5 protein-coding genes are annotated in these 5,005 nt (G+C 38.2%); 3 read left to right on the top strand and 2 right to left on the bottom strand.

Going from position 1 to position 5,005, the window contains the following annotated elements; genetic code table 11:
- Nucleotides 1-132: 132 nt before the first annotated feature.
- Together ACNKXS_RS02885 and ACNKXS_RS02880 are read right to left on the bottom strand one after the other, a co-directional pair.
- Nucleotides 133-1,671, bottom strand: coding sequence for an Rne/Rng family ribonuclease (locus tag ACNKXS_RS02885; protein WP_417920134.1), 1,539 nt, complete (start codon nucleotides 1,669-1,671; stop codon nucleotides 133-135).
- Nucleotides 1,672-1,992: 321 nt separating this feature from the next.
- Nucleotides 1,993-2,283 (bottom strand): HU family DNA-binding protein, encoded by a 291-nt coding sequence (locus ACNKXS_RS02880; RefSeq protein ID WP_026913962.1) that lies wholly within the window; start codon nucleotides 2,281-2,283, stop codon nucleotides 1,993-1,995.
- A gap of 140 nt (nucleotides 2,284-2,423) precedes the next feature.
- Here ACNKXS_RS02880 and mutY point away from each other — a divergent pair, with 140 nt between their 5' ends.
- From mutY to gldE, 3 genes are all read left to right on the top strand, one after another.
- Nucleotides 2,424-3,476, top strand: coding sequence for an A/G-specific adenine glycosylase (gene mutY / locus ACNKXS_RS02875; RefSeq protein WP_417919542.1), 1,053 nt, complete (start codon nucleotides 2,424-2,426; stop codon nucleotides 3,474-3,476).
- Between the two features lie 109 nt (nucleotides 3,477-3,585).
- Nucleotides 3,586-4,068 carry a single-stranded DNA-binding protein gene (locus ACNKXS_RS02870; RefSeq protein WP_141879004.1) on the top strand — a complete coding sequence of 161 codons (483 nt, stop codon included), beginning with the start codon at nucleotides 3,586-3,588 and terminating at the stop codon, nucleotides 4,066-4,068.
- A 21-nt stretch (nucleotides 4,069-4,089) separates the two neighbouring features.
- The coding region (gene gldE / locus ACNKXS_RS02865; RefSeq protein WP_417919541.1) for a gliding motility-associated protein GldE at nucleotides 4,090-5,005 on the top strand (916 nt) is incomplete at its 3' end.

Raw genomic sequence — 5,005 nt, 5'->3', positions numbered from 1 at the left:
AAGATAAAATTAAGCTGAAGAATAAATGACTGTAGTTAAACCAATGCCAAAGAATTGTTGCTCAAATGCCAATTGGCAATTTCAAAATAGGGCATAAAAAAACGCCTTCCAATTGCTTGAAAGGCGTTCTTGTTATTGGATCACTTTCCCGTCATTATCGTGAAAGTGGTACTCTAAATACGTGTAAGCATCGCGAGGTAAAATTTTCACCCACCTTTTGTGGTCAACAAACCACTTAGAGCGGGGAGATGGAAAGCCTTTAGTTAAAAAGGCTGCAATAAAGGGATGTGCGCTAAGGGTGATCTTTTTATGATCTTTCTTGATAAGCTTTTCAAGATCGACTTTGATCTTATTCACCAAACTAATTGGTGCTTCGATCTCGCCATTTCCGTTTGGATTGTCCTCACGGGTCTTGATATTCATTTCAGGCCTTACGCGCTGTCTGGTAATTTGTATCAACCCGAATTTACTCGGTGGTAGAATCTTGTGCTTGGCACGGTCATCACTCATTTCGTTCCGCAGGTGATCGTAGAGTTTCTTTCTGTTCTCGGCTTTGTTCATGTCTATAAAGTCCACTACAATGATACCACCCATGTCACGCAAGCGTAACTGCCGGGCAATTTCTGTGGCACTTATCATGTTTACCTCTAACGCAGTGTCTTCCTGGTTTTTGGATTTATTGGAACGGTTACCGGAGTTTACGTCAACGACGTGCATAGCTTCAGTATGTTCAATTACCAGATAGGCGCCTTTACTCATAGATACGGTGCGCCCAAAGGAAGTTTTTATTTGTCTCTCGATACCGTGTTTTTCGAAAATGGGTTGATTGGATTGATGCAACTTTACGATTGATTCTTTTTCTGGAGCGATTTCGCTCACATAATCTTTGATTTGCGTATAAAGTGTTTCATCATCCACGCAAATGGAAGTAAACGAATCATTGAATATATCTCTTAACAAAGAAGAGGCTCTGTTCAATTCTCCCAGTACTTTCGACGGGTGATGAGGTTTATACAATTTTTTACACATTCCTGTCCAGCGACCAACTAAATTCTGTAGGTCTCTGTCCAGTTCTGCTACTTTCTTGCCTTCAGCTACGGTTCTAACAATTACACCAAAACCTTTAGGTTTGATGCTTTTTACCAGTCTCTTTAAACGTTCCTTTTCTTCTTTGCTTTCAATTTTTTGAGAAACTGAAACCCTGTTTGAAAAAGGTACGAGAACGATATAACGCCCTGGCAGGGATAGCTCTGAGCTAATCCTGGGGCCTTTCGTGGAGATAGGTTCTTTAACTATTTGAACCAGTAGAGATTGATTGGATTTTAGGACATCGGCAATAGAGCCGTTTTTGTCTATATCCTTTTCAATAGAAAAATTCTTTAAAGAATAATCTTTTAGTTTACCTGTGCTTACACGTTTGATGAACTTTACCAGAGAAGAGATCTGAGGTCCCAGATCATGATAGTGTAAAAAACCATCTTTCTCATAGCCAACATTTACAAATGCGGCATTTAACCCAGGAACAGCTTTACGAATCTTGGCAATATAAATATCTCCAACATTGAATTTATTGCTGTCCTCCTCTTTGTTAAGTTCAATAAGTTTTCCATCTTTTAATAAGGCAAAATCTACAGCAGAAGGTTCGGACCGGATAATTAATTCTTTGTCCACACTTCCAGATTTTATATCCATACCTGTACTAATTACAGACATAGATGGATTAAACATTATTTTTTCACAGGTTTTGAATCCTGAAGAAACCTTTTTAGCAAAACTCGTTTGCTGAAGGTTTCAATTTCAAAGAACGATTGTAATTAAATAAAAAAAGTAGTTGTCACACTACTTTTTCTTGTGGCGATTAGCTCTTCTTCTCTTCTTACGCTTGTGCGTAGCCACCTTATGTCTTTTTCTTTTTTTACCACTTGGCATAGTGCAATGTCATTTAAATTAATACTTATTTCTTGGAAAGACCGGGTCGTCCGGTATTTCAATTTACTTTACCTCAACATTTGATTTAACTCCTTCTACAAAAATCTTTGCAGGTTTAAATGCAGGAATGTTGTGAGCAGGAATTTTAATGGTCGTGTTCTTGGAAATGTTTCTTCCAGTTTTTTCAGCTCTGGTCTTTACAACAAAACTTCCAAAACCACGAAGATAAACGTTATCTCCACTTTCTAGTGAAGTTTTAACCTCATCCATAAAAGATTCTATAGTAGCTTGTACGTCTGCCTTTTCCATTCCCAGTTTTTCTGAAATGTTTGCTACAATATCTGCTTTCGTCATTTTCGTGCTATTTAAATTTAATTATTGGGGTTCAATTTTTCAAGGGGGCAAATATAAGAATTAAATCTGCAATATTTCAAACCTAATTCACTAATAATAACGGAATAAACCTCTATTATTGCGGAGATTCATAATTTACTATGGTTTTTTCCAAAAGACTGAAGCAATGGTATTTGCAAAACAAACGCGACTTACCATGGAGATCTACTCAGGATCCCTATAAAATCTGGCTTAGCGAAATAATAATGCAACAAACACGGGTTGAACAGGGTTTGCCCTATTACCTGCGTTTTACTGAAGCATATCCTAATGTCCATGCCCTGGCCGATGCCCCGGAGCAGGAGGTGTTAAAACTATGGCAGGGATTGGGTTATTATTCGAGAGCTAGAAACCTGCATACTACAGCGATTAGGGTCTCTAAAGAACTGGAGGGGAATTTTCCAGATCATTATAAAGAACTTAAGACATTAAAAGGTATTGGTGATTATACAGCCAGTGCTATCGCATCCTTTTGTTTCAACGAACCTGTTGCTGTCGTAGATGGGAATGTATATCGGGTTTTATCCAGAATTTTTGGAGTGGAAACTCCTATTAATAGTACATCAGGAATCAAAGAATTTAAAGCATTAGCGCAGGAGCTTATAGATCATAAGGATCCGGCTACTTTTAACCAGGCGATCATGGAATTTGGCGCCATTCAATGCAAGCCTCAAAATCCTTTGTGTGATACCTGTCCTTTTAATGATGTGTGTCTGGCTTTGAAGAATAATCAAATCAAGGAGCTGCCTGTAAAGATTAAGAAAACAAAGATCAGGCATCGATACTTTAATTATTTGGTCCCTCACTTCAGGGGTGAGCAGACCATTCTTGAAGAACGAACAGGAAAGGGAATCTGGTCCGGACTTTATCAATTTCCGCTTGTAGAGACCAATAAACCGGTTGGTGAAGCAGAGCTTATAGATACAGAGAATTTTCAGGAACTCGTAGGGGATCAAAATTTTGAGCTAGATATATATAATGAGAATGAGGTTGTCCATAAACTATCTCATCAACATCTGCACACAACCTTCTGGACCGTCAATATTGATGCTGAAAGCCTCGAATCCATAAATTTCAATGACCTGAAGGATTATCCTGTACCGGTACTTATAGAAAATTTTTTAAATGAGTTCCTTCCGGAGGATTATAAATAGATGCTTGTTTATATCTTTGCTCGTTTTTGCCTTTGTGGCGAAAAAAAATTAGTATTTTAGAATAAATTTAGTCTTACTAAGCCTTTGTTGGCTTCAAAATTATACTGAAATGACAGGTACATTGAACAAGGTAATGTTGATTGGACATACAGGAGATGACGTGAAAATGCATTATTTTGAAGGTGGAGGATCGCTGGGGCGTTTTCCAATTGCTACGAACGAAAGCTACACCAACAAGACAACTGGTGAACGAGTAACTAATACTGAGTGGCACAACGTAGTTGTTAGGAATAAAGCTGCAGAGATCTGTGAAAAATACCTGAAAAAAGGAGACAAGGTTTATATCGAAGGTCGTATAAAGACCCGTAAATGGCAGGATGATTCTGGAAGCGAGCGATATTCTACAGAAATTCATTGTACAGAATTCACATTTCTGACTCCTAAAAATGAAAGTTCTGCAGAGCCATCTACTGGAAATCAGCAAATGAGTCAGAATAGACCTGCGCAGCAGCAACAACCGGCGACTCAAAGTCCCGGAAGTAGAAATGAACCTTATAACCAGACAGAAGAAGAGGACGATTTACCCTTCTAAGTTTAACTAAAATTTCAGCCTTTGGATTCGGAACCTCCCAGTTTGCTTTTGTTTCTAGCCTCAATGGGAATTACCCAGCTTATCAGCCTGATAACTTTATTCGTGCTATTATTATGTTCTGCGATGATCTCTGGAGCAGAAGTAGCATTCTTTTCACTTACCCCCGCGAATTTCATTACTGAAGATGGGAAGAGGTCAAAGACACAGAATATAGTCATCAGTCTGCTTGAAAAACCTAAAAAATTACTGGCTACGATTCTTGTGGCTAATAATTTTATCAATATTGCCATTGTTCTGCTATTCGATAGTCTTACCGATGATATCTTCGGAAGGATGAATACCACATATTTTGGCATTGATCTGCGATTTATATTTGAAGTAGGTCTGGTGACATTCCTGATTTTGTTATTTGGAGAGATCCTTCCGAAGGTATATGCGAGTAGAAACAAGGTGCAGTTTTCTAATTTTATGGCTTATCCTATTAATGTTCTGGATACGCTATTTTCGCCTTTAAGTACTCCAATGAGAGCCATAACGCTCTATTTTCATGATAAATTTGGGAAACAACGTTCTTTTATAAGCATTGATCATCTTTCCCAGGCGCTGGAACTTACCAGCGAAGAGGATACAACCCGGGAAGAACAGAAAATCCTGCAAGGTATCGTTAGCTTCGGAAATACAGATACTAAGCAGGTGATGCGTCCAAGAATGGATATTTTTGCCCTGAATGAAGAAAGTCCTTACGACGAAATAATTCCTGAGATCATTGAAAACGGTTATTCCAGGATTCCGGTCTTTCGAGAAAATGTAGATAATGTTATTGGGATTCTGTATATCAAAGATCTGTTACCTTTTTTAAATGACAAGAAATTCGTCTGGACGAGTTTGCTTCGTGAACCTTATTTTGTTCCTGAGAATAAAAAACTGGATGATCTTT

It is taken from the genome of Christiangramia marina (genome assembly GCF_048285865.1).
Classification (GTDB): domain Bacteria; phylum Bacteroidota; class Bacteroidia; order Flavobacteriales; family Flavobacteriaceae; genus Christiangramia; species Christiangramia marina.
This window is presented reverse-complemented; position numbering and strand designations above follow the sequence as displayed.